The 23,311-nt window shown below is 39.9% G+C and carries 19 protein-coding genes; 2 read left to right on the top strand and 17 right to left on the bottom strand.

Annotation, left to right across the window (positions count from 1 at the left end; genetic code table 11):
- Positions 1-149 precede the first annotated feature (149 nt).
- The 15 genes from ACZ9EE_RS28835 to ACZ9EE_RS28765 form a co-directional block, all read right to left on the bottom strand.
- Positions 150-782 carry an Ig-like domain-containing protein gene (locus ACZ9EE_RS28835; protein ID WP_476031993.1) on the bottom strand — a complete coding sequence of 211 codons (633 nt, stop codon included), beginning with the start codon at positions 780-782 and terminating at the stop codon, positions 150-152.
- Complete coding sequence (locus ACZ9EE_RS28830) at positions 775-3,750, bottom strand: glycosyl hydrolase family 95 catalytic domain-containing protein (protein WP_476031992.1); 2,976 nt, start codon at positions 3,748-3,750, stop codon at positions 775-777. Before ACZ9EE_RS28830 ends, ACZ9EE_RS28835 begins: the two co-directional genes overlap by 8 nt.
- A 228-nt stretch (positions 3,751-3,978) precedes the next feature.
- Positions 3,979-5,304, bottom strand: a complete 1,326-nt coding sequence (gene melA, locus ACZ9EE_RS28825) for an alpha-galactosidase (protein ID WP_476031991.1) — start codon at positions 5,302-5,304, stop codon at positions 3,979-3,981.
- Positions 5,305-5,394: 90 nt separating this feature from the next.
- Complete coding sequence (locus tag ACZ9EE_RS28820) at positions 5,395-7,089, bottom strand: endo-alpha-N-acetylgalactosaminidase family protein (RefSeq protein WP_476031990.1); 1,695 nt, start codon at positions 7,087-7,089, stop codon at positions 5,395-5,397.
- A gap of 249 nt (positions 7,090-7,338) precedes the next feature.
- Complete coding sequence (gene fucU, locus ACZ9EE_RS28815) at positions 7,339-7,764, bottom strand: L-fucose mutarotase (RefSeq protein WP_476031989.1); 426 nt, start codon at positions 7,762-7,764, stop codon at positions 7,339-7,341.
- A 79-nt stretch (positions 7,765-7,843) separates the two neighbouring features.
- A complete protein-coding gene (locus ACZ9EE_RS28810) occupies positions 7,844-8,737 on the bottom strand; it encodes a fumarylacetoacetate hydrolase family protein (RefSeq protein WP_476031988.1) in 894 nt (297 codons plus the stop codon).
- Between the two features lie 33 nt (positions 8,738-8,770).
- Positions 8,771-9,544, bottom strand: a complete 774-nt coding sequence (locus ACZ9EE_RS28805) for an SDR family NAD(P)-dependent oxidoreductase (protein WP_476031987.1) — start codon at positions 9,542-9,544, stop codon at positions 8,771-8,773.
- 32 nt (positions 9,545-9,576) lie between these two features.
- Entirely contained in the window at positions 9,577-10,743 is a 1,167-nt protein-coding gene (locus ACZ9EE_RS28800; RefSeq protein WP_476031986.1) for a UxaA family hydrolase, read from the bottom strand.
- Positions 10,740-11,075, bottom strand: coding sequence for a UxaA family hydrolase (locus tag ACZ9EE_RS28795; RefSeq protein WP_476031984.1), 336 nt, complete (start codon positions 11,073-11,075; stop codon positions 10,740-10,742). The genes ACZ9EE_RS28800 and ACZ9EE_RS28795 overlap by 4 nt, the downstream gene beginning before the upstream one ends.
- A 24-nt stretch (positions 11,076-11,099) precedes the next feature.
- Positions 11,100-11,900, bottom strand: coding sequence for an SDR family NAD(P)-dependent oxidoreductase (locus ACZ9EE_RS28790; protein WP_476031983.1), 801 nt, complete (start codon positions 11,898-11,900; stop codon positions 11,100-11,102).
- Positions 11,897-12,745: an amidohydrolase family protein gene (locus ACZ9EE_RS28785; protein ID WP_476031982.1), complete on the bottom strand. Its 849-nt coding sequence runs from the start codon at positions 12,743-12,745 to the stop codon at positions 11,897-11,899. Before ACZ9EE_RS28785 ends, ACZ9EE_RS28790 begins: the two co-directional genes overlap by 4 nt.
- Before the next feature lie 70 nt (positions 12,746-12,815).
- On the bottom strand, positions 12,816-15,080 hold the full coding sequence (locus tag ACZ9EE_RS28780; RefSeq protein ID WP_476031981.1) for an alpha-galactosidase: 2,265 nt from the start codon (positions 15,078-15,080) through the stop codon (positions 12,816-12,818).
- A gap of 51 nt (positions 15,081-15,131) precedes the next feature.
- A complete protein-coding gene (locus ACZ9EE_RS28775; RefSeq protein WP_476031980.1) occupies positions 15,132-15,950 on the bottom strand; it encodes a carbohydrate ABC transporter permease in 819 nt (272 codons plus the stop codon).
- Positions 15,947-16,897: a carbohydrate ABC transporter permease gene (locus ACZ9EE_RS28770; RefSeq protein ID WP_476031979.1), complete on the bottom strand. Its 951-nt coding sequence runs from the start codon at positions 16,895-16,897 to the stop codon at positions 15,947-15,949. The genes ACZ9EE_RS28775 and ACZ9EE_RS28770 overlap by 4 nt, the downstream gene beginning before the upstream one ends.
- Before the next feature lie 91 nt (positions 16,898-16,988).
- Complete coding sequence (locus ACZ9EE_RS28765) at positions 16,989-18,248, bottom strand: ABC transporter substrate-binding protein (RefSeq protein ID WP_476031978.1); 1,260 nt, start codon at positions 18,246-18,248, stop codon at positions 16,989-16,991.
- A gap of 174 nt (positions 18,249-18,422) precedes the next feature.
- On the opposite strand from ACZ9EE_RS28765, the gene ACZ9EE_RS28760 reads away from it, so the two are divergent.
- Both ACZ9EE_RS28760 and ACZ9EE_RS28755 read left to right on the top strand, forming a co-directional pair.
- Positions 18,423-20,156, top strand: coding sequence for a sensor histidine kinase (locus ACZ9EE_RS28760; RefSeq protein ID WP_476031977.1), 1,734 nt, complete (start codon positions 18,423-18,425; stop codon positions 20,154-20,156).
- Entirely contained in the window at positions 20,153-21,646 is a 1,494-nt protein-coding gene (locus ACZ9EE_RS28755) for a response regulator transcription factor (RefSeq protein WP_476031976.1), read from the top strand. Before ACZ9EE_RS28760 ends, ACZ9EE_RS28755 begins: the two co-directional genes overlap by 4 nt.
- Positions 21,647-21,713: 67 nt before the next feature.
- On the opposite strand, the gene ACZ9EE_RS28750 is transcribed toward ACZ9EE_RS28755, so the two are convergent.
- Complete coding sequence (locus ACZ9EE_RS28750; protein WP_476031975.1) at positions 21,714-22,007, bottom strand: Dabb family protein; 294 nt, start codon at positions 22,005-22,007, stop codon at positions 21,714-21,716.
- Positions 22,004-23,272 carry a flavin-dependent oxidoreductase gene (locus ACZ9EE_RS28745; protein WP_476031974.1) on the bottom strand — a complete coding sequence of 423 codons (1,269 nt, stop codon included), beginning with the start codon at positions 23,270-23,272 and terminating at the stop codon, positions 22,004-22,006. Before ACZ9EE_RS28745 ends, ACZ9EE_RS28750 begins: the two co-directional genes overlap by 4 nt.
- Positions 23,273-23,311 lie beyond the last annotated feature (39 nt).

Here is a 23,311-nt window from a genome sequence, read left to right as displayed (position 1 = left end):
ACTTTGAATTTTAAAGTAAATTATTTGACTTCAACGTTCACCTAAAAGTTTTATTTACTATTGCTCAAAAACCGTAATTCATACCATTAAAAAAAGGAAAGGAGGTGAATCCTTTCCTTTTGACCATTATTCGCTTTTTACTGTTTCTATTAATTCCCTAAATTTACAGCCTTGCTCGGATCCATCGATTTAATCGCTTCATTTAGAGCAAGAGCGGCAAATATGGCTGTATCTTTACTGATATTGGTCGTACTATAACCCGAATATTTCGCACGAACCCCCAAAGCATTAATATAAGCTTTTTGGAAGTCCTCCTGCTTCAACTCCCATTCAGGGCTATCCCAAACTTGAACAAAACCTCCACCAGCAGTTTTATCGCCTTTATAGGCAGAAATCGATTTTGCAGCATTTAGTACAGCAGCAAGTGTTTGATCTCCGCTATAATCAGTACCTGAAGCAGTAACCGTAACGGTTGTCGTAACAGGAGGCAGACTTGGGTTTGCCATACTTGTTCCAGTTATCGTTACAGTACCGGGATTACGGCCAATAACTAACCCATTTTTATCAACCATAGCAATATTTTGATTGCTTGATGTCCAAAGGATTCGCTTGTCATACGCATTGCTCGGTTCAATTGATGTTGTCAGCTGCAATCTGTTCGTACCAGTAACCTTCGCTGTAGAAGAATCCGTGCCTTTAGCAGGACCGTAAATGGTTGCAGTATTTGGGCTGACCAACTTTACATCTGTTGGAACAGTTGATACATCAGCGACTTTAACCATTAATCGTTTCTGTGAGATTTGGATCTTGTTTACTTCTCGCAGTCACGTTTACATTGGCAACCTTTTCCTCACCCGTTCCAACCGCTTTAATCGTGACAGTCTTTCCTTTGCCACTAACTTGGACGATGCGATCATTTGAAGACTCCCATGTTAGCGTATCATCAGGATTACCGTTAATAGTTGCATTAACAGTTGTGGAATCTGATCCGTTTTCTCCATTAAATATAAGAGTGGAAGAATATTTGTCAAAATCGATTCCGGAAACATTTTTAACATTATCGTTTCCATCGTTCATAACCATGTAACGAGTACCCTTCTTGGCATTAAAAATAATTTTTCCGCCTTTTAGGTTGTAATTGACCGTATCCCCTAAGGTGTTGTCCTCATTCACTTCCTGGATAACTGGATTTCCTGTTTCCCATGGATTCACCAGGGCAATTTTTCCATTGCGCTTGCTGTTTAAATCCACGTAAGGAACAGTATGGGTATCCGCATCGTATTCACTCGAAACTTCAACATTTCCCTTCGCCCCTAATCTTTCAAAGCTGACGTCTTTGTTCATATCCCAGTTTGGGAATGCCCAAATTGTACTTGGAACACTTGGAGTCGTACTGCTTTGAATAAGCATTGAGTCCAACCCTTCCATTCCAGCAATCGTTTCAACGGCACCGCCATTACCATAATAAGTAAGGTTACTATTGCGGATTTTAGCAGCAAGAACAGCCTTAAACTTGTTAAGCAAATCGTTTGCCGGCCATCCTGATCTCGCCATGATTTGGTAAACCTTAGGGAAGCCATTGTTTTGGCTGCTCCAGCCGGAGAAGCTCTTTTCACCCCAGGCATTCATGTACTCAAGGGTGTTACGAACTTTTTGCAGTAATTCTTTATCACCATCAAGCATTTGTACATTTTCAAATGGAAAAACAACGCCCTCCAGTTCAACTGGCTGATCACCAGGTTCAATCATGTCCACATGGGCTTGATTTGGTGACTGATAATCGGTCGCCAGCAAGGTCGGTACCAAATTACTGTTATTATTGGCATCAAATTTACCCTTTGGCAGCATCGCTTCCGGGTAAGCAGTGTGATCTGAAAGATCCTTCCAGCGGTTAATATTTGCTTGATCTTCATTCATTTCCTCGGCATGTGTCAACAGGATTTTCGCCAAATATTTGATCGCTCCAATATCTAAATCCGGATTGATATCGGCCGCATCCCCCTCATGGATGGAAGAACCCTGTACGGAATAGTGGTATTGCCCATTTCCATCATCGGTTTTTAGTACGTAAGAACTATAAAATTTCATTAATTCCTTGAGATATGGATAGAGAACATTTTTTAGATAGTCCTTGTCCAATGAGTATTCATAATAGAAAACCATCGGAACTGCTGCATACATACCATTTGATTTCTGGTCAGTCGAGCTAGAGTTAAAGCCATATCTCTTTTCTGCTGCTTTTCCAATAAGAGCTGGCTGCGGATTGGCCATTAGATCAAACGGTGTGGTCGAGCGAATATGGGCTGCACCCTCAAATCCCTGTTGCGCAGCATTGTTCAATGACCAAGGAAGATCATAAGCGATCACTCTGTTATACGGAATAGTCGTATCAATCCTATTTGTCGTACCAGCAGCATAATAGTGTGCCTGCTGATTATAGTTTAGGAAGTATCTGCCGCCCCAGCCCATATTGTCGGCAGGGATCCATGAACCATACATTGGTGCAGGCAAATTCTGCGGATTTACCTTTCCATTTTCACTTGTCGGCCGATTAGAGCTTCCGAGAATGTATAGAGATGCATAGTAATACTTGTTTATCTCTGGATCATTAAATTGGGCAAAGCTTTTAAGCCAATAATTTTTCCACCAGTTTAAATGATCATTTTTAAGCTGATTGATTGCTTCAGGAGATTGGTAGGCAGAAATGCCTTTTATCGCTTCGGCTTGAACTTCATCAACGGTTTTTATTTGATCATGTTCACCACTGCTGCTCGCAAAATAAGAAACCACGTACACCTTTGAACCTGCCTTTACGGTAAAATCACCAGACTGGCCTAGTGAATCTTGATATTTCTTACTGTAAGCATCATAATAATCATTTGCTTCGATTTTCTCTTGGGTATTATTAAGTTCTGCACCTACAACCGTTGTGGCTGTTGCTAATCGGCTTCGATAATTTGAGGTATTACCGTCTTCGCCTGCTTCAGTATCTCTGGTTGTCCAAAGGACTGGATTTTGCCCTGTTTTATCTATCCCGCCGGAATATGGGTAGGTTTTTTGCGCATCATCCATTTGGTCTGCTCCGGAACCAGGATAGGCTTTAGCGGGTACCCATAATTTTGAGTTTAACGTAATTTCCTCCGATCCGGTGTTGGTGATTTCTGTTACAAAAACATTATCCGTATCGGCTGTCCACGATTTCATTTGAACCGTTGCATCACTACCCTTATTGTCCTTTAATTGGATATCTGTGTTAACCTCTGCGTTCAAGAGGTCCTGCTTCATCTTGAAAACGGAGGCAGCACTGCTTCCAGCACCCGTTGTAGGCCAAATATCTAGACCTCCTCCAGATAATATACCTGCCTGATCTCTTATTCTTCCGGCTTCACCATGCGTAGTGCCCCAAAGATCGTTTTTACCAAAATAAAATTGCTGTGAAGTGTTCGATACTCCCGCAGCGATAACACCAATATCACCATTACCCATTAATTGGCCTTTGGTATAATTTCCCGCGCTGACATCGGTGATTTTTAACGGAGTTGTAATGGAGCCATAGTAATTGGCTAACATTTTCTGAATAACTGCCCAGTCATCTTGCTTTAAGTGGTCTATTACGGCTTGTGGTGGTTTATAGCTTACATTGTCCTTCGCATATGTGTGGTAGCTTCCCAGCGTAAAACCTGTTAAGCTTGTAGCGATGATGGTTGTTGATAGTATTTTTTTCATCCGTTTCACTGTTTTGGATTTCATTTCCTTCCCCTTCCAGTCATCATATTTTTTTGTTTTGTTACCAGAACTTCAATATGTATTCCGCCATCTCCCTTCAGTCAATAACTTGAAAACGCTTACTCCTTGAATTTTATCATGGGAGAAAATGAATAAATATGCTACAAATCTATACTGAAAGCGCTCATTTCTCTTATTGATTTTGAAAATAAAAAAACGTCCTGTCATTGAATGATAGGACGTTCATGTTTTTTACGACAAAGCTATGGAAGTGGACTGATTAAATTGCGGCAGCCATTCACCATGTGCCTCTATTAAGTCATCACATAAGGAAACAATGTCATCAATCGATAATTCTGAAGCTGTATGAGGATCTAACAGTGCTGCCTGATAAATATATTCTTTTTTAGCAGTCATTGCTGCTTCAATGGTCAATAATTGTGTATTGATGTTTGTACGATTTAATGCGGCAAGTTGTTCTGGCAGGTCTCCGATATAGGTTGCAGAAATGCCGCTTCTATCGGCGACACACGGCACCTCCACACAAGCCTTTTCAGGGAGATTACTGATGAGTCTCCCCGTATTCAGTACATTCCCGCCGAATTTAAATGGAATATTTGTCTCAATCGCTTCAATAATACGTGAACCATACTCTTTTGAACGTACATGTGTTAATGAGTGATTGTTGACTAAGTCCTCCCTCATCGATTCCCAATCTTTAATTTGCTTCTCACACCGACGAGGGTATTCATCGAGAGGGATATTATATTTTTCAATCAGTTCAGGGTATCTTGATTTTATAAAATATGGATGGTATTCAGCATTATGTTCTGAGGATTCCGTTACGTAATAACCAAATTTATCCATCAATTCAAATCGGACCATGTCTTGATGTTTAGCTTTTTGTAACTCTCTTGCCCTCCTTTTAATTTCAGGATACAGGTCTTTTCCATTTTTCTTCACTTCAAGCAGCCATGCCATATGGTTAATGCCTGCAATTTTTTCTTGAACTCCTTCCGCATCCATTCCTAGAGATTTAAACAATTCTTTTGTACAAACTTGGACACTATGACATAAACCAATGGTCTTGATTGGGGTAAAACGATTCATTACACCAGTTAAAACGGCCATAGGATTGGTATAATTTAAGAATAGAGCGTCCGGGCAGACCTCTTCCATATCACGGGCAAAATCGAGCATAACAGGAATGGTTCTTAGGTTTCGAAAAATCCCGCCAATGCCAATCGTATCCGCAATGGTCTGTCTTAACCCATATTTCTTAGGGATTTCAAAATCAATGACAGTACTTGGTTTATATCCGCCAACCTGAATCGCATTAATCACATATTTTGCGCCTCTTAATGCATCCTTTCTATGTAAATAGGCTTTTATTTCAATGTTTCTGTTTAAACTTTCTTTTAAATTCGTAAGCATTCTCTCTGAATCTCTTAATCTCTGTTCATCAATATCAAATAAGGCAAATTCAAAGCCTTCGAGGGCGGGAACGAGCATACAATCACCAAGAACATTTTTAGCAAATACGGTACTGCCTGCACCTAAGAAAGTAATTTTTGACATGATAATTCCTCCTTTATTAAAGGGCAGTTCTTAAGCTTTGTAAGAACTGCCTTTTCTTAATTTGTTCATGACAATTTGTCTACTAAGATCTTATTTCTTAATATTTTCATTATGCGGAATGATGGAAAGCGTTTGTCCTTTTTCAAGCGATAAAGAAATTTCACCATTAGTAATTTCTTTATTCTTTTCTATTAAGGTTACTCCGTCTAAACCAACAGTAAAAATATCGACCTTTTTAACATCTTCCCAATCTGCAGGGAACTTCCAGGTTCGGTTTTCATAGCCATCTTTACTGAAGACGAGAATTTCACGGTATTTATCTTTTTTCCATAGGGCAGGAACAAAGACATCATTGCCATCTCTAATGACGTGGTCACCTTGTGTAATTTTTGGTTTTCCATTTTCAATCCAACTTTGTACACCTTTTTCAAAAGTAACTACCCCATTTGAATCAGAGATTCTTTTTAGGGAATTTAAAAACTGCCATGGTAATGTTTTTGTAGCAAAATCAGTTTGAAAACCGGTTAAATTTATTGGGTCGGCTTTAATGATATTTTCACCAAGCATACTTTGGCCATAGCGAGGGTCGCCGCCGTCACCTCCGACATATAAGGATGCGGGAACTTTTAATTGATTGATTTTTAAGCCGTTTAACCCAGTTCTTCCAAAATGCCAAGCAAGCGGCTGCAGCCCCATGAGTGGATCTTTACGGTAGCCGGCATCCATTTCTGACGTTACGTCCACTCCATGGTCACGCCAATACCTTAGAATTTTTTTCTGCGTTTCTATATCTTGATCCATGGTAATTCCATGGTAAGGACTAATAGGGCCAACAGGTAACCCTGGTATATATTGATGGAAGGCATCGATATGGATCGTCCCAGCTTTTTCAATAGGAAGCATCGCTAATAATCTATCAATTCTTTTTTGTGCAAAGCCGGTTTCCCATTCACTTGTATAGCTGATTGGATAGCCCCATTGGTATTTTATCAAGTTGCCATTAACATCCCTTGCAATTAAATCGTTATTTAAATAGGTATCCCATAATGGACTGGTTTCATTGATATCAAGCATGTTAATGTGCAAACTGACAGTGGTATTGTATTTATATGCTTCTTCCATTAACCATTTCAGACTATCAGTTGCTGTCTCATCCTGTTCCCGCTTTAGTTTAGGGTTAACTACATCCCAAGCAGGGTAGCCAGTATCATGTCCATCGTATTGCCATCCGACTAAATAGATAATTTTAGGAATTCCTCTTGTTGCTTTATCAATTTTCTTTATGGCTTCTAGCCCCTGTTCAAATGTTGTAAAAACTTTTCCTGTGGTATCAGCCATAAACATTTTCATTGTTAAAGTTTCATGATATTTATGAATAAATGGCCTATCAGTTGCCAGATTAACCTTGATTGGAACGCTGGCGGTTTTCGTTTCCCCATCTGTAGTTTCAACAGTGGCCGTTACGGTTGCTTCCCCATCTGTTATCGTACCAGCTCTGACAATCGCTCCATCTGTTGTCTTTTGGACGGATGAAAGTACCTTTGGATCACTAATGGAATAATGAATATTGGCATCTTCCAAGTTGGCATTGCTTCCATCTTCCATGACTCCCTTAAGCGTTAATTGAGTCGTTCCGTCCAGATTAATAGACGTCTTTTCCGCAGTTAAACTAAGCTGTTTAACAGCGCTAAGTTCCATAGCGTTTACACTGTGTAGTGAAGGAAACAGCAGAGGGATTACTAAACTGGCAGACAAAAAACCTGTGACAATCTTATTTTTCTTCAACAAATTCTTCCTCGCTTTCAATCAATTTAATTTGTCAGCGTTGCTTGGAACATCTGCACTCCAATTATAGGAAACGCTTCCAAATTAAGTTTATCAAAGAGCGGTCACACACCGGCATGCCCCAAATCTACACTCTCAACGCTCATTTCTACATATAGTTACAACTACCTAACAACAAAGTCCTATTGGTACAGAACCATTTCCCCAATAGAACAGATACGACCCAAATAAATTGTATTTACTAAACAGTTAAAGCACACCTTTTTTCAAAATGATGTTTGCATAGAGGGATTTTTCGCTTGTTGCAATAATGGCGTAGGCTTGTTTGGCACGATCATAGAAGGCAAATCTCTCAATCTTTTCAAAATCATCAAACACTTCAGAGTAGTTTTTAACAATGGTTTTATATTCATTCCAAATGAAGGGAACTGCAGGGTCACCAGGAACTACTTCCATTAAGGATAATGGCTTTTCCACATATTGATCGAGTGGAAAAAGCTTCAGTACCGCATCGAGCAATTCTGGAATATTGTGACCATCCGCACGAATCAATCGTTGCGCACAGCTTGCGGCCGGAAAATTTCCATCAGCAAGCACAATCTCATCACCATGACCCATCTCTAAAAGAACTTTCATTAAATCAGGTGAAATAATCGGAGGGATACCTTTTAACATTGCTTTCTCCTTTATTTAAAATAGAAAAAACTGGGTATAGCCCACAAATAGAGGAGTATACCCAATTACCAGAGCTGGTTTAACTTTCTTCTATAAAACGATTTGTCAATTTCCCTAGCTTTTCGATTTCGACAGATACCACATCACCAGGCTTAATATAAACCTGTTGTTCTGCCGGAAGCCCTAATACTACCCCTTCTGGAGTTCCTGTTAAAATGAGATCTCCAGGAACTAATGTCATATGTTGCGAGATATAGCTAATAATTTCCGCACATGTAAAAATCATATCGGATGTATTCGAGTTCTGTCTTACTTCCCCATTAACAATTGTTTTTAATTGCAGATTTTGCGGGTCGCCTACTTCATCAGCCGTTACTAAGTAAGGTCCTACTGGACTGAAATCATCACATGTTTTTCCAAGCAGCCATTGATGGGTCCTCATCTGTAAATCTCTTGCAGATAAATCATTCACGGTGCAATAACCAAACACATGATCAAGAGCTTCTTCTTTCGTTACATATTTTGCAGTTTTTCCGATTACTATTCCTAATTCAACTTCATAGTCGAGCTTATCGGTTACTTTGGGAACGGCGATATCTTTGTTATGAGCCGTGATGGTGTTATGGAACTTATTAAAAAGAATCGGCACCTCCGGGTAAGGGGCATTAGTTTCATCTGCATGCCTGCGGTAATTAAGCCCCACGCAAATAATCTTTTTGGGTTCCGGTACACTTGGGCCCCATTGGATGTCCTTTTCGTTTAGGACATATTCATCATTCGTTAAATCAAGGTTTTCTAAATAATTTTCGATCTGACGAACTGCCGATGGTCCTACAGAAATAACAGTCATGATATCGGTCGGGATATTTTCCGAAGGTACAACAGATAAAGCGGATGAAAGATCGACCACTCCTTTTTCAGTGTCTACTCCAAGAACAGTTTGATTATTCCTCATTAAGGTTAATAGCTTCATAGTTTTCTACTCCATTCATGTTTTATTTTTTCATTATGCATTTTTCCCAAATACCACACCGCCATCTATGTAAAGAGGAGAACCCATCATGAACTTAGATTCATCGGAAGCTAAGAATAAGGCGGCAGAAGCTACATCTTCCGGTTTCCCAAGGCTTCCGCTAAGCTGGCGTGTTTTGATATTTTCGATTGCCTCTTCAGGATTATCATAAGATGATTTTAAATAGTTTTCAACGAACGGTGTCATAATAGTACCGGGAAGCAGAGCATTAACACGAATATTATAAGGGGCATAATCGACCTGCATCGCTTTTGTCAGGGCAAGAACTGCTCCTTTTGTGGTCGAATATGCCGCTCTTTTCGCTAGTCCCATTTCCGCCGCACATGATGACATATTAATAATGTTGCCACTTTTCCGTTCCATCATATATGGAATGGTGTATTTACTAGGGAGATATACACCCTTTACATTGACACTCATTATTTTATCCCAAGCATCCGGCTCGACCTCGTGCAAAGCGCCGACATTACTAATGCCTGCATTGTTGAACAGAACATCAATTCTACCAAAAGTATGAATACACTGTGCTACCATTTGCTTAACTGATTCTGGATTGGTGACATCAGCATGAATAAAGAGCCCTGTACCGCCAAGCTCATTAATTTCTTGTACAGTACGTTTCCCATTTTCTTCATTTAAATCGTTAACAATAACAACAGCACCTTCTTTGGCAAATAACAATGCTGTACTTTTACCAATACCCGAACCGGAGCCAGTAATCAAAGTAATTTTGTCAGCCAATCTCATTTCCCCAAGTCCTTTCTAATAACCAATTTGTTTTATAAACTTATTCCAATCCGATTAATGCTGAATTCTTCATGTCCAAGTACCTCCGCTTTTGTCAGTTCACCAGAGGCCACCTTTACAATTTCCTCCAAAATCTTCTGTCCTGCCTGGTCGAGCGTTTCAGTTCCTTTCAGTACAGCACTTGTATCAAGATCAATATTGTCACTCATCCGTTTAGCGGTCATTTCGTTGCCTGTAATCTTGATAACAGGAACAATTGGGTTTCCTGTCGGGGTGCCTCTTCCTGTCGTGAAGCAGACCAGCTGGACACCCGCTGCCGCCATACCGGAGACACATTCAATATCATTCCCAGGTGAATCCATGAAATAATATCCTCGTCCTGGTATTGGCTCAGCGTATTCGACCACTCCCTTCAGTGGAGCAGTTCCCGCCTTACTTATACAGCCAAGTGACTTTTCTTCAATGCTGGACAAACCGCCTTCAATATTACCCGGACTAGGATTTCCTCCACGCATGTCCACGCCCATTCGTTCAATTTCCTTTTCAAAGCGTTCCACGCAAACATATAATTTGTTTCGTACTTGGTCGGATTCTGCTTTTTCCGCAACAAGATGTTCTGCCCCGATGATTTCCGTCGTTTCCCCCATTACAATGCTTCCACCCTGCTGAAGGATTAAATCGGAGGTCCTTCCTAAGGCAGGATTACTGCACAGACCGGAGGTTGCATCTGACCCGCCGCATTTCACGCCGACAATTAGTTCTGCAAGGGAAACATCCTCCCGCTGTACATCCTGAACCTGTAAAACTAATGAATGTGCGATCTCAATTCCCCTTTTAATGGTTTTAACCGAGCCGCCTTCATTTTGAATATCAAGCCAGACAACAGGCTTGCCTGTCTCCGCAGTAATTTCTGCTTGGATTTTTTGTGCGTTAATGACTTCGCATCCAAGACTAACGATTAAGACTGCACCTACATTAGGATTCTTTCCCATCCCAACAAGGACTTGATGTGTTCGTTCTTTATCCTGGCCGACCTGACTGCAGCCATGTTGGTGAGGGATCGCAACGGTACCAGGTACCTGCTGCTGAATTCTGTTTACGACCTGATTGGCACACACTACCGTAGGCATCAAAAGGACATGGTTTCGAATCCCTATTTTTCCATTTGCTCTTCGAAAGCCTTTAATCATAATGGTCATGATGGTGTTTCCTCCCCTGTCATTTTTCGATCTCCCCTGCCCCGGATTCCTTCTATATTATGGACATGTACATGTTCTCCAACTGAAATAGCCGTTGTTGCGGCACCGATGGGCTCCCCATATTTAATGACCAGCTCACCAAATCGAATCGGAGAAATGGCTATTTTATGCCCGAATTTAATATCCTGCTTAACCATTAACGTTCGGTTCTCCCCGGCAACCTGAAACGTTAACTCTTCTCCTGCGGTTGTATCTCTTAATACGGTAGCTACATTATCCTTTACATCCATGACAAGGCATGTCATGCCTGCTTGTATTGACGGATCTGCCATTACATTCAACCTCCCCTATTTCTATTAAATGTTGACTCTGCTCCATTCAGGTTTCGGTCCTGCTGCGTAGCCAAGGGTCGCTCCCCCATCAGTCACAATATTCTCTCCTGTCACAAAAGAGGAATCATCACTTGCCAAAAATAAAGCAACCCTAGCAATCTCTTCGGAAGTCGCGGTCCGCCCGAGCATATGGGACTGGTCTTGTGCCTGACTTGCCTGCTGTGGATCGTCCTGTAATTCCAGCCATTTCTCTAATAAAGGTGTTCTAACTCCGGCAGGGCTTATCGAATTAATGCGGACTCCAAATGGGGCATAATCAATGGCCAAGGCTTTTGTCAAGGCAATAATCGCACCCTTAGTTGAGGAATAGGCAGCATTATTTTGCTGGCCAACCACACCGGTCATCGAGGCCATATTGATAATCGAACCTTTTGTTTGTTTAAGGTACGAAACGGCATGTTTCGTCGTATGAAAGATACTCTTAACATTGATTTGAAAGAGGCGATCCCATTCCTGCCCCTCGATCTCTTCTAACGTTTTGGGCAGAATAGTCCCCGCATTATTGAACAAGACATCGATTTTCCCACATTGCTGAACGGTCCTATCGATTAATCTTTTTACTTGTGCTTCATTTGAAACATCACAATGAACCCCATAGGCCCAGTATCCCTTTTCCAATAATTCATTTACAAACTGCTCTATTTTTTCTTCGTTAATATCTGCAATGATTACCTTTGCTCCTTGTTCGGCAAATAATAATGCCGAAGCAGCACCAATTCCACTTGCTCCACCTGTAATAATCACAACCTTGTCATGTAACCTCAACAAGAATCACTCCTTGGTGTCAATTTATAAAATTTAATGGCGTTCTCACCAAATATGTTAGTAAACTCACACGTTGTTAAACTAGGCGGTAGTTGTGCTAGTAATGTCTGATAGACATCGCGATAACTCCCTGCCAATAAGCAAACAGGCCAATCACTGCCAAACATCACGGCCTCTGTACCAAAGCACTTCAAGATATGGTTAATAAAAGGCTTTAATTCCGTGCGTTTTAAGGGCTGCTTCATCTCTGTAATCATGCCAGACATTTTACACATGACATTTTGATAGCGAGCCAGTTTTGCTATGCTCTCCATCCATGCTTCGGTCATTCCTGACGAGATATCCGGTTTTGCGATATGGTCAATTACCGCTCTTAGATTTGGAAAATACTCCATCAATTTTTCGATATATGGTAAGTGGCGCGGAACCACCAAAATATCAATAGGAAAATCATCGCTCGCTAGTTGTTCTATGCTCTTCAGTACTTTCGGACGCAAAATCCATTGATCATCCTCTAAATCCTGAAGCATCGGCCTAATGCCAATAAACCCTTCTTCCTCTCTTAGTCTTCTGTATTCATCGATAAAGATTTCACTCTCAAGATCTAACCAACCGACCACCCCTGCTATGAATGGGTTTCTTTTGTATAAGCTTAAAAGATACTCCGTTTCTGCAATCGTTGGGGCAGCCTGCACTAGAATCGTTCCGTCGATTCGATGTTCCATTAAATGAGGAACAAGATCCTCCGGCAAAAAATCCCGATATAATACCTGCAATTCCGGGTTCAACCAATCGTAATCTCCTCGATTGATTTTCCAAAAATGCTGATGGGCATCTATTCTCATCCGACTGTCTCCTTTAAGTAGTGTAATTGGGAAGAGGAGACATGTATTCTCCACTTCCTCTTGAGAGCTATTACTTTTCAACAGCCTGGAGTTTAAAGATTCTTGAGGAAAAATCTCCCCCCTCTTGAATACCCTCTGTTTCAATTCCTGAGAATTCACCTTTTAGTAATATTCCGGCATTCATTAAGGTACTTCCAAAATGAATGCCATCCTGATCAACAAGGTAGGCAAAATCTTCATTCAATCCTTTTAGGAGAATTCTAGAAAATCCGGGATTTGGTTTTGCCAACACCTGATAATAACCCGCTAAGGCCTCTTTTTGGTCCTTGGAAACTACGATCCATGCTGTACTATTTCCATCCCCTTCAAATGGACTTTGTAAGCGATAAAAGGTGCCGGTCTGAATTAACTCCCGATTGTTTTTAAAAAATGCAATCTGCTCTTTTACCTGTTGTTTTTCAGCATCGGTCATTTTAGTAACGTCTAGCTCATACCCAAGCATCCCAAAACAGGCAACATTGGCTCTCGTATCTAAGCTTGTCACCCTCTTTACCTGGTGGTTTGGAACTGCGGAAATATGGGCTCCCATTGAGCTTAATGGGTAGACGAATGACGTACCATATTGAATCTTAAGGCGTTCCATCGCATCGGTATCATCACTTGTCCAGGCCTGTGGTGCATAATGTAGTAAACCTGGATCAAAGCGTGCTCCCCCGCTGGCACATGATTCAAACAAAACATTCGGAAAATTATTAGTTAAACGATCATATAAATCGTAGACTCCTAATATATAGCGATGGGCCACTTCTTTTTGCCTCTCAGCTGACAGAGCAGGTGAACCGATTTCCGTCATATAGCGGTTCATATCCCATTTCACATAAGAGATAGGTGCATCTGTTAGGACAGCCGCCATCTGATTGTAAATATGATCGACTACTTCTTCACGGGAGAAATCCAATACAAATTGATTTCTGCCATGTGACGGTTTTCGTCCTGGGACATGGACAATCCATTCCGGATGTTCTCGGTAGAGTTCGCTTATCTTCGATACCATTTCCGGTTCAAACCAAAGACCAAACTTAAGACCTAAATCCGTAATTTTTGTAGCTAAACCGCTAATTCCGTTTGGTAACTTCCTAGTATCTGTAAACCAATCGCCAAGTGAGGTCTTATCATTATCCCTTTTACCAAACCAGCCATCATCAAGGACGAATAACTCTACACCCAGTTCCTTGGCCGTTCTGGCAATTGTCAAAATCTTTTCTTCGTCAAATTCAAAATAAGTGGCTTCCCAGTTATTGATTAATACTGGGCGTTCCTTATCACGCCAGGTTCCTCTTGCCAGTCTTGTACGGTAGAGAGTTTGATAGGTTTGACTCATCTCATTAAGGCCGTTAGAAGAATAGACCATAACGACTTCAGGTGTTTGAAAGCTCTCGCCGCCTACTAGCAGCCAATTAAAGTCAAACGGATTGATTCCCATCAGAACACGGGAAACATTGTATTGGTCTACCTCGACTTGGGCTAAGAAATTCCCACTATAAACAAAATTGAAGCCAAACACCTCACCTGTATGTTCAGTTGTTTCCTTTCTTTTTAAAGCAAGAAAAGGATTTTGCTGGGTACTGCTCGTTCCCCTAGTACTCGAGATACTTTGAATGCCGGGTTTTAGCTCCCTTCTATACAGATGTCTTTCCCGCGCCCAAGCCCCTGATAACTGCAGCATTTCAAAGTCTGCATCAAAAAAGTCCACACTCATACTCATTGCTCGGGTAAGATTCAGTTTCTCAGTTCCATAATTAGTGAATTTACTGTTTCTTGTCAGCACATTTAAATGTTTATAAACGGTATAAACTAACGTAATTTCCGTTTCAATTAAGGAATCATAAAGCTTTATTTCAAGCGTTTCTGCCTCATCTTCATGTTCCACATATGTAGCGGGAAGTCCTGCTAATTTAGGCTTCCCTTTATAAATTGTATGGCTTTGATATTCGAAATTGGTAATACGGCTTCCGTTTGCCTGTTCAATCTGAAAAGCTGGATCACGGTAATCGCTTGTTCCATAGGAAGGATATTCCTGCTTGAGAATGTCCAGTGAAAAAGCGATATCCCCTTCATATACACAGGAAGTCGTCGCTTTCGGTTCAGTTGATGTATAAAGATGGGAAAAGGATGTTTCGTGGTGAATTCTTTTCCCGTAATATACATGGCCTAATTGATTGTTTTTTAAAATCGTAAATATATAGCTAAAATCCTTCCCCTGTATATGAAACTCTTTTTCTTGCTTGTTAAAAAGAATCCCAGCTTCCTTTATCGTTTCTTTTACACTTTGCATTATGCCACCTCATGAAAATTCCAATTTTATTTTTAACATGCAGCTTTCTACTTAGTCTTTAACTGCCCCTGCTGATAATCCCTTAATAAAGTATCTTTGCAAGAACAAGTACAGAATCGTAAGTGGAAGCATACCTAGTAAAGATCCTGCGGCAACCCAGCCAAGATTGTTGTTGTATTGTGAAAAGAACTGCGATAAGGCAACAGTAATCGTTAACCTGTCACTGTCTTGCAGGAAGAATACAGAGAACTGATAGTCATTCCAAACCGCTACACCCGTTAAAATAATCGTTGTAACTGTTACAGGCTTTAGGATTGGAAGAATTATCTTAAAGAACAGCCCTATCCTCGACGCTCCGTCAATCATGGCAGCCTCATCCAGCTCTCTTGGAATGGTGCCAATAAATCCTGTATAAAGGAAAATCGTGATTGGTAAATTAAACGTCACATTTAATGCGATCATTGCCCAGTATGAATTCAATCCCCCGAGGTCAACGATAAATTGATATAACGGTACAAGGATGGTTAATGGAGGAACAATTAATGCCGAAATAAACACAATGTACATAATTTTATTGAGCATGGTCTGATATCTAGCAAGAGGATAAGAGGCCAGAGCACCAATGATTATGACAAGGATAACACTGGTGACAGTAATCACAATATTATTGATGAAGGCACTCCCGAGATTGGCATTTTCCCAGGCATTTTTAAAATTATCGGTATACAAATAGTGTGGAAGCAGCCACTTGGAGCTGCTGTCACTTTCATTTTTAAACGATGTACTAAAGAGCAGATATAAAGGGATGATATGAAAAATACTGATAAGAATTGAGATTAAGATAAAAATAGGCTTCTTATTATTTTTCATCGTACAATCTCCCTTCTTCTTAAGAACACGAGCGCAGCTAAACTGATAATACTAATGATGACAAACATGAGATTTCCTAACGAAGCGGCATAACCGGCATCCTGTCTAGCAAAATATGTTTGATACATCATCGTCGATAACGATTGGGACGCATATCCAGGTCCTCCGTTTGTCATGGCGATAATTACATCAAATAGCTTCAGACCCCCAATAATATTCAGGACAATATTAATGGTGATGGAGGGGGCGAGCATTGGCAGCGTAATGTGTCTAAATCTTCCAAAGTTCGATGCCCCATCAAGGTCTGCTGCTTCATAATAATCCTGGGGAATGGATTGAAGTCCGGCTAAATATATCGTCATGGCGATCCCTAAGAACTGAAACGTATTCACAAAGGTGATAATCCACACATTCACGTTTGGCATAGATAATAGATTGATAGGTTTGTCCCTGAACAGCAAAATGATGTCATTTAATGCACCACCATTGAATTGGAAAATAAAATACCAGATATACCCCATAATTAAAGGGCTTATAATGACTGGCAAATAAACAATCGTTCTCGTTATTCCCTTTGCTTTAATGCTTTGATTTAATAACAGGGCATAGGCAAGACCAATAATATTCTGTAAAAGGGTGCTGCCTACTCCGTAAATAAGGGTGTTCTTGATGACGGTTACAATATTGGTGTCGGTTAACATTCGCTTATAATTTTCCAGGCCAATCCATCTTGATTCTTGAGAATACCCGTCCCAGTTTGTAAACGAGATGATAATCCCTTTAAAAAAGGGATAGAAAATAAAAACACAAAACAATAGTAGGGCTGGTAAATATAATATGTTAATCCAAAATACCGACTTCATTCTTCTTTTTTTTACTCTATGTGCCGCGGCTGTCGTCTGTGGAGCAGTGGAGACTCCGCTATTATGGCTTACTTCATTCTGCATTTCGTTTCTCCCCTCTCTCGTGCATAACTATGTACTTAAATCTTAACTATACGGATGCTTTGTTAAAAAGGGGGAGTAAACTCCCCCTCTGTTATTTCTTATTTAATCGCTCTACTTCCGCTTTCATTTTTTGTGAATATTCTTTTGCCGTTATATTACCAGCGATTAAATCTTGGCCAAGCGTACACATGACATCCCACATTCCATTTGGAAGGTATAGACGGTCGAAATAAGGAAGGACTCTTACATCTTTGTACTGATCATAGAATGGTGCAAACTCTCCACCAGCTGTCACATCTTTAAATGGAGCAGGGGCAAGTGTAGTGTCAGAGATTTTCTTAATATTTTCTGGTTTAGCCACGAATTCTAGCAATTTCTTTGCTTCTTTCTCATGCTTGGTATCCTTCCATAGACCCAAAGTAAAGCGTTCCCCGCCAACGAATGTCGGCGTGTCTCCAGCTTCAATCGACGGGATTGGGAATACACCCATTTTGGCGTTTGGATTAATCTTCTTAACATCCGCAATTGAAGCTGGTGCGTGAAGTGCAAAGGCTAATTTATTTTCCGCAAACAGTCTTGCTTCGTCTACGTATTTAGCAGTTAGCATATCTTGATTGATTAACTTTTTATCATAAAATTTCTTGAAGTTTTCAGGCAGGAAGGTCCATTTTGACCAATCGAATGATCCTTTTGTTAACGCATCAGCTTCATTTTTTTCCGGGCTGATTAACAATGGATTTGCAAAGTAATCAAAATATTGTCCAATTGTCCAAGAGTCTAAAGCCGCAAAGTAGAATGGTGTAACCTCGCCTTTACTTTCTTTTACCAATTTCTCAGATGCTGCTACTAACTCATCAAAGGTCTTTGGTATTTCAATGTGATACTTTTCTAGTACATCGACGTTATAAAGGACGCCCTCTTTCGCTTCGTTTAAAGGAAGTGCATATAATTTTCCTTTATCATCTGTGATAACCGGTTTAATTGTGTCAGATAAATTTGCTGCCCATTTCTCTCCGCTAAGGTCTGCTAGATAGTTTCCGTAGCGCTTAATCGCCCATCCATGTGTATCAAATAAATCCGGCAAGTCGTTCGACGCCATTTTCATTTTTAAAATATTTTCGTAGTTTGATCCAGGAAATTGTAAATCTACCTTAATGTTTGGATTTTCTTTTTCAAATGCCTTCACTACATCCGTTAAGGCGGTTTTCATCCCCTGGTCTGCTGTGGAAGACATGACCGTTAATTTAACAGCGTCACTGTTTGCTTCCGTTTTTTCAGAGCCGCTGTTCGAGCAGCCAAAAATACCGACGCATAAAAGTAAAATCATCGCAAAAATGAGACCCTTCTTCATTCCGTTTCCCCCAATATGTTTTTATTAGCAGGTTGTTTTCTGCTGTTATTTAAAGAATACCAGCTTAGAAATCGCTTTCACATGTCACAAATCTACACTGAAAGCGCTTATTTTTAATATTGACACATATTGTCCCTTCTTTTATCCTTTATATAGATAAAGGAGACCATAAAAATGAAAACAAATACCCTGCAATCTAAATTAACGATTTTTTATGGCATTACATTTATTGTTCCAATCCTGATCATCTCTTTTATTATGCCTTACTATTATCAATTTCTAATCGGGAGAGAAACTGAAATCTTAACAGAGACCACATTATCCTCTACTGCAAGAAACATAGAGTCCTATTTAGATGACCTGGAAAGATTAACGATTGTTCCATACTTTAATGATCCGTTAATGAATGCGCTTGAATTAAAATCATCCATGACTTACCCGCAAGCCAATCTTTCTACCAAAATGTTTGTAGAAAAAACATTAACTTCAACATTACCACTATATTTTCAAAATGTACGGAAGGACATTGTAGGTACGATATTACTAACTAAAGACAATTCAGTATATATTGAAAACACATCACTATCTAGTTCATATCCCAATTATCCATACAACCAGCAAGTCTGGTATAAGAAAGCAATTGATGCAGACGGAAAAGCGGCCTTCATCAGCACACATAAACAAGACTATTTGATGTCACCCTCTGCCGATGAAGTGTTTTCTGTTGCCCGTTTAATTAAAGATCCAGAAACCCTTAACCCATTGGGTGTCATTATGGCTGATGCAGATACGGTGATCCTTAAAGAAATTCTTGGCGACTTGAATTTTAATGTTAAATCGTTTTCAGCCATTTTAAATGAGGATAATGATTTATTCTATTCGAGTTCACCATTTTCTGCAGGAGTATTAAAACAATTAAATGACGGAAAAAAAACGATAAAAGGCAAACATGATAAATATGTTGTGGTATCAAAGGTAGTAAAGCCAGCAAATTGGAAGATTGTCATTCTTCTTTCAAAATCAGAGCTAAATAACAAGGTAAAATGGATGTATTTAACCGGTATCCTATTTGCTTGCGGCGGGCTGCTATTAACTTATCTATTATTCTTTTTTCTATCCCGCTCTATCACCAAACCTTTCAAAAAGATGATAAAAGTCATGAAAAGGGTTCAAGAAGGCGATTTAAATGTACGAGTTAACATGACAGGAAATGACGAAATTACTCAGCTTGGAAACTCCTTTAATACGATGATTGAAAAAATTAATGAGTCGATTAATCGTGAATATCGGGCGGTACTAAATCAGCGGAACGCCGAATTCAGAGCACTACAGTCCCAGATTCATCCCCACTTTTTATTCAACACCCTTAATGGTTTTATTGGTTTAAATCGTATGGGTGACCGGGATACGCTTGAGAAGGCAATCTTATCATTAAGCTCACTATTGAGGTACAGTCTTACCCAGGAGGATTGGTCAACCGTTAGAGAATCCTATCAATTATTAAACAGCTATTGCAGCCTTCAGCAATTACGATTTGATGATCGTCTTTCCGTCGAATATTTAATGGATGAGGAGGTTTCCGAGTATATAGTCCCGAAACTAATTATTCAGCCTTTGGTTGAAAACGCCATCATTCACGGTATTGAACCATCCTCTACTCCTTGTATATTAACAATCTCTGCAAGGCAGCTGGTTGAAGACAATGAAAAATACCTTGAACTACGAATTGAAGATGATGGGGTAGGATTTAATACTGAAAGATTAAGAGAAAGTAAGAGTATTGGTATTACCAATGTCCGCGACCGCCTAAAATTGCTTTACCAAAACTCTTTATTTAGCATTTTCAGTATTGAAGGGCAAGGTACAACAGTTACGATCAAAGTTCCAGAGAGGGAAGTGAAGAAATGAAAATCTTATTGGCAGATGATGAAAAACTAGTGAGGGCAAGTTTAAAAAGTATGCTAAAAGAAATTGATTTCTCATTACATACAATTGAGGAAGCAACGAACGGAACAGATATGGTAGAAAAATTAAAAAACTTTCAAGCCGACATTGCCTTTGTAGATATTCAAATGCCTGGTCTTACTGGGCTTGAAGCCATCAAACTCGGCAAAACTATTTCTCCAGCGACTCAATGGATTATTTTAACGGGATACTCTGAATTCAGTTATGCCCAAAAAGCCATAAAACTTGGTGCTTCCGATTATTTATTGAAACCAGTCTGTCCTGATGATTTACATAAAGCTCTTGAAAAAGCGGCAAATTATCAACGAGAAAGTTTTAGTAAACTTAATCGACAATTTGAAAACGATATAAGTTCCTATTTTCACGGTATTAATACCATTAGTGAATTACATCAAATATACCAAAATACAACCTTTTCCAGTCATATCATTATCATGGATAGCGGTCTTGAGGAAAAAGAAAAAACAAATCGAATCACCCCGTTTTGTAACCGACTACAGCATATTATGAACGATGGACAGACGAATGAGGTAAGATTTGCACTATTTCCTCTATCAAACAGAGAATTAGCGTTCATAACAGCATGGACTGCTCAAGAAAGTGTGGATTTTATTGACGAATATATGACAAAGGTCAACGAATTACTGTCTACGTCGGGTGACCAAGGTTTTTCGATTACCATGATATCAAGTACGCCATCACCATTAGAAAATACCAAAATACTAATGGATAAGATGAAAGATTGTGCTTCCTTTCGTACTATTTTAGGAATAAACCGACAGTTGTTTTTACATGACATAGAAAATGCAAGGAAACATAAGGATTTATCTGAATTAAGTCAAATACTAATCAATTTATCGGAAAATTACCTAGCAAAATCGTCTTTAAATTATTTTAAACTTTTAGAAGAGTTAAGCTCCCTACTCCCAAAAATAGAGGTTAACAATGTAAAAGAAAATCTTTGTACATTTCTTAGCTGCTTGATTCCATGTCAACTAGACGAGAATGAAAATGCCGAGCAATGGATAAACAATTTAAGAAATTGTGGAGAAAAATTGTTAAAGAACACTAGTAAAGATGAGGATAAAAGCCAATTTCTAGTGGATCAAGTTATTGCTTACGTGGCGGAGCATTATATGAATGACATTGGGATCGGACAGATCGCCCAAGACCTTCAGGTAACCCCCAATTACCTAAGCACTTTGTTCCATAAAAAAATGGGAACGACCTTTATCAAGTATCTAACCAAAATTAGAATATTAAAAGCACAAGAATTATTAACAAACCCGAAAAATCAGGTTCAAAAGGTTGCAGAGGCAGTCGGTTATTACAGTACAAGACATTTTACAAAGCTGTTTACCGAACAAGTCGGAAGTTATCCATCGGAATTTCAAAAGAATTTCAGGACTAAGGCAGCAAGTAGTATCCAATAAAAAAAACGGAGCCAGACTAGGCTCCGTTTTTGATCATATTCCTCTTCTAAATCTGAAACTAATAAAATTATATTTCAAAGTCAACTATGATACTATCTTCTAAGCCAATCTCCTTCAAATAGCTAAATACATCTTGATGTGCCGGATGAGGACCATAGTTTGCTAACGAGGTTTTGTCCTCAAAGCGGACCGTCAGGCCCATTTCATAACCCTGACTCCGGTTTGAAAAATTAGCCCCCTGCTGAATATCGACAATCCCAGGTATCACATTTTTTAAACATAACGTCCGTCGAATCAATTCTTCCTTCTCTTCATTAGTCGTTTCTGACGAAAATTTGAGTAAGACAATATGCTCAATCATAATTTGACTCCTAGTTTACTATTCAGCTTCTCCTTATCGAAACCGGCAATTTGCTTATACCTATTGGAGATTTCCTCTAATTCCTCATATGAAACCACATCTTCTAGATCATCGGTAAAACCACTAGGGGCCCGCTCTTCGACAATTTGCATAACCACTTCTGGCCCATTCTTCCGGTTTGATAAGACAATGTTTGCTGTTGGTTCTAACCTAGCCTCTTCGTACGCCTTCAATGCTAGTACAGCTTCATGATGTGTCAAAATTGCTTCTCCCAGAGCATCAGCGTCAAGTATGGCTTGTGAAGCACCATTGGAGCCAATTGGATACATGGGATGTGCTGCATCCCCTAATAAAGTGACACGCCCAAAGGTCCATTGCGGCAGGGGGTCACGGTCAACCATTGGGAATTCATAAACGGCATCTGTTTCATCAATCAACTTTGGCACATTCAGCCAGCCAAAATCCCATGACGCAAAGGCCGGGGCAAAGATCTCCTTATCAATTTTCCGATTCCAATCTGCCCTAGATGGCATTTCCTCATCAACCGCTAGCTCCGCAATCCAGTTAACAAGCGAACTTCCCTTTGCTGCAGTATCGGGGCAAACGGGATAGGCGACAAATTTTTGATCCTGATAGCCTGCCATAATCATGGATCTTCCTGTTAGAAAGGGTGTAGACTCTGTAATCCCGCGCCATAAAATACGACCACTAAATTTAGTTTTGCCTTCATCCGGATAATAAAATTTCCTTACAACAGAGTGAATCCCATCGGCCGCAATCATGACGTCAGCATAGTAAGATCCAAGACTCTCGCCCGTTTTTCGGTTTTCAAACTGCGCAGCCACGATGTCGCCAAAGGTTTGGAAAGATTTTAAATGATGTCCGGTAAGTACTGATGCCTCTCCAAGTTCCTTTTTTACTGCTTCCAACAACAACATTTGCAGCTTTCCATGGTGGATGGAGTATTGCGGCCAGTGGTATCCCGCTTCAACTCCTCGAGGCTCCCGCCATATATTTTGACCAAATTTGTTAACATAAAGGAGTTCGGCTGTAGGTAGGCCTATTTTTTCTAGTTCGCCCTCTAAACCTAGTTCCGTTAAAACTCTTACTGCATGTGGCAAAAGGTTTATCCCAACACCGAGAGCTTTAATCGTTTCTACACTTTCAAATACACGCACTGACACGCCAACGCGGTGAAGTTTAAGGGCAGTCACAAGTCCGCCAATCCCGCCGCCAACAACAATAGCTGTTTTGATATTAGTCATCTTACTCTCTCTCCTTGTTTTTCACAACTTGCTGACTAT

The sequence above is a fragment of the Bacillus sp. URHA0034 genome, from assembly GCF_056280405.1.
This window is presented reverse-complemented; position numbering and strand designations above follow the sequence as displayed.

Bases quoted from the DNA above. Each gene is read 5' to 3' on its own strand.
- ACZ9EE_RS28835 (WP_476031993.1), bottom strand. From the start codon at position 782: ATGGTTAAAGTCGCTGATGTATCAACTGTTCCAACAGATGTAAAGTTG.
- ACZ9EE_RS28830 (WP_476031992.1), bottom strand. From the start codon at position 3,750: ATGAAATCCAAAACAGTGAAACGGATGAAAAAAATACTATCAACAACC.
- melA (WP_476031991.1), bottom strand. From the start codon at position 5,304: ATGTCAAAAATTACTTTCTTAGGTGCAGGCAGTACCGTATTTGCTAAA.
- fucU (WP_476031989.1), bottom strand. From the start codon at position 7,764: ATGTTAAAAGGTATCCCTCCGATTATTTCACCTGATTTAATGAAAGTT.
- ACZ9EE_RS28810 (WP_476031988.1), bottom strand. From the start codon at position 8,737: ATGAAGCTATTAACCTTAATGAGGAATAATCAAACTGTTCTTGGAGTA.
- ACZ9EE_RS28805 (WP_476031987.1), bottom strand. From the start codon at position 9,544: ATGAGATTGGCTGACAAAATTACTTTGATTACTGGCTCCGGTTCGGGT.
- ACZ9EE_RS28800 (WP_476031986.1), bottom strand. From the start codon at position 10,743: ATGACCATTATGATTAAAGGCTTTCGAAGAGCAAATGGAAAAATAGGG.
- ACZ9EE_RS28795 (WP_476031984.1), bottom strand. From the start codon at position 11,075: ATGGCAGATCCGTCAATACAAGCAGGCATGACATGCCTTGTCATGGAT.
- ACZ9EE_RS28785 (WP_476031982.1), bottom strand. From the start codon at position 12,745: ATGAGAATAGATGCCCATCAGCATTTTTGGAAAATCAATCGAGGAGAT.
- ACZ9EE_RS28780 (WP_476031981.1), bottom strand. From the start codon at position 15,080: ATGCAAAGTGTAAAAGAAACGATAAAGGAAGCTGGGATTCTTTTTAAC.
- ACZ9EE_RS28775 (WP_476031980.1), bottom strand. From the start codon at position 15,950: ATGAAAAATAATAAGAAGCCTATTTTTATCTTAATCTCAATTCTTATC.
- ACZ9EE_RS28770 (WP_476031979.1), bottom strand. From the start codon at position 16,897: ATGCAGAATGAAGTAAGCCATAATAGCGGAGTCTCCACTGCTCCACAG.
- ACZ9EE_RS28765 (WP_476031978.1), bottom strand. From the start codon at position 18,248: ATGAAGAAGGGTCTCATTTTTGCGATGATTTTACTTTTATGCGTCGGT.
- ACZ9EE_RS28760 (WP_476031977.1), top strand. From the start codon at position 18,423: ATGAAAACAAATACCCTGCAATCTAAATTAACGATTTTTTATGGCATT.
- ACZ9EE_RS28755 (WP_476031976.1), top strand. From the start codon at position 20,153: ATGAAAATCTTATTGGCAGATGATGAAAAACTAGTGAGGGCAAGTTTA.
- ACZ9EE_RS28750 (WP_476031975.1), bottom strand. From the start codon at position 22,007: ATGATTGAGCATATTGTCTTACTCAAATTTTCGTCAGAAACGACTAAT.
- ACZ9EE_RS28745 (WP_476031974.1), bottom strand. From the start codon at position 23,272: ATGACTAATATCAAAACAGCTATTGTTGTTGGCGGCGGGATTGGCGGA.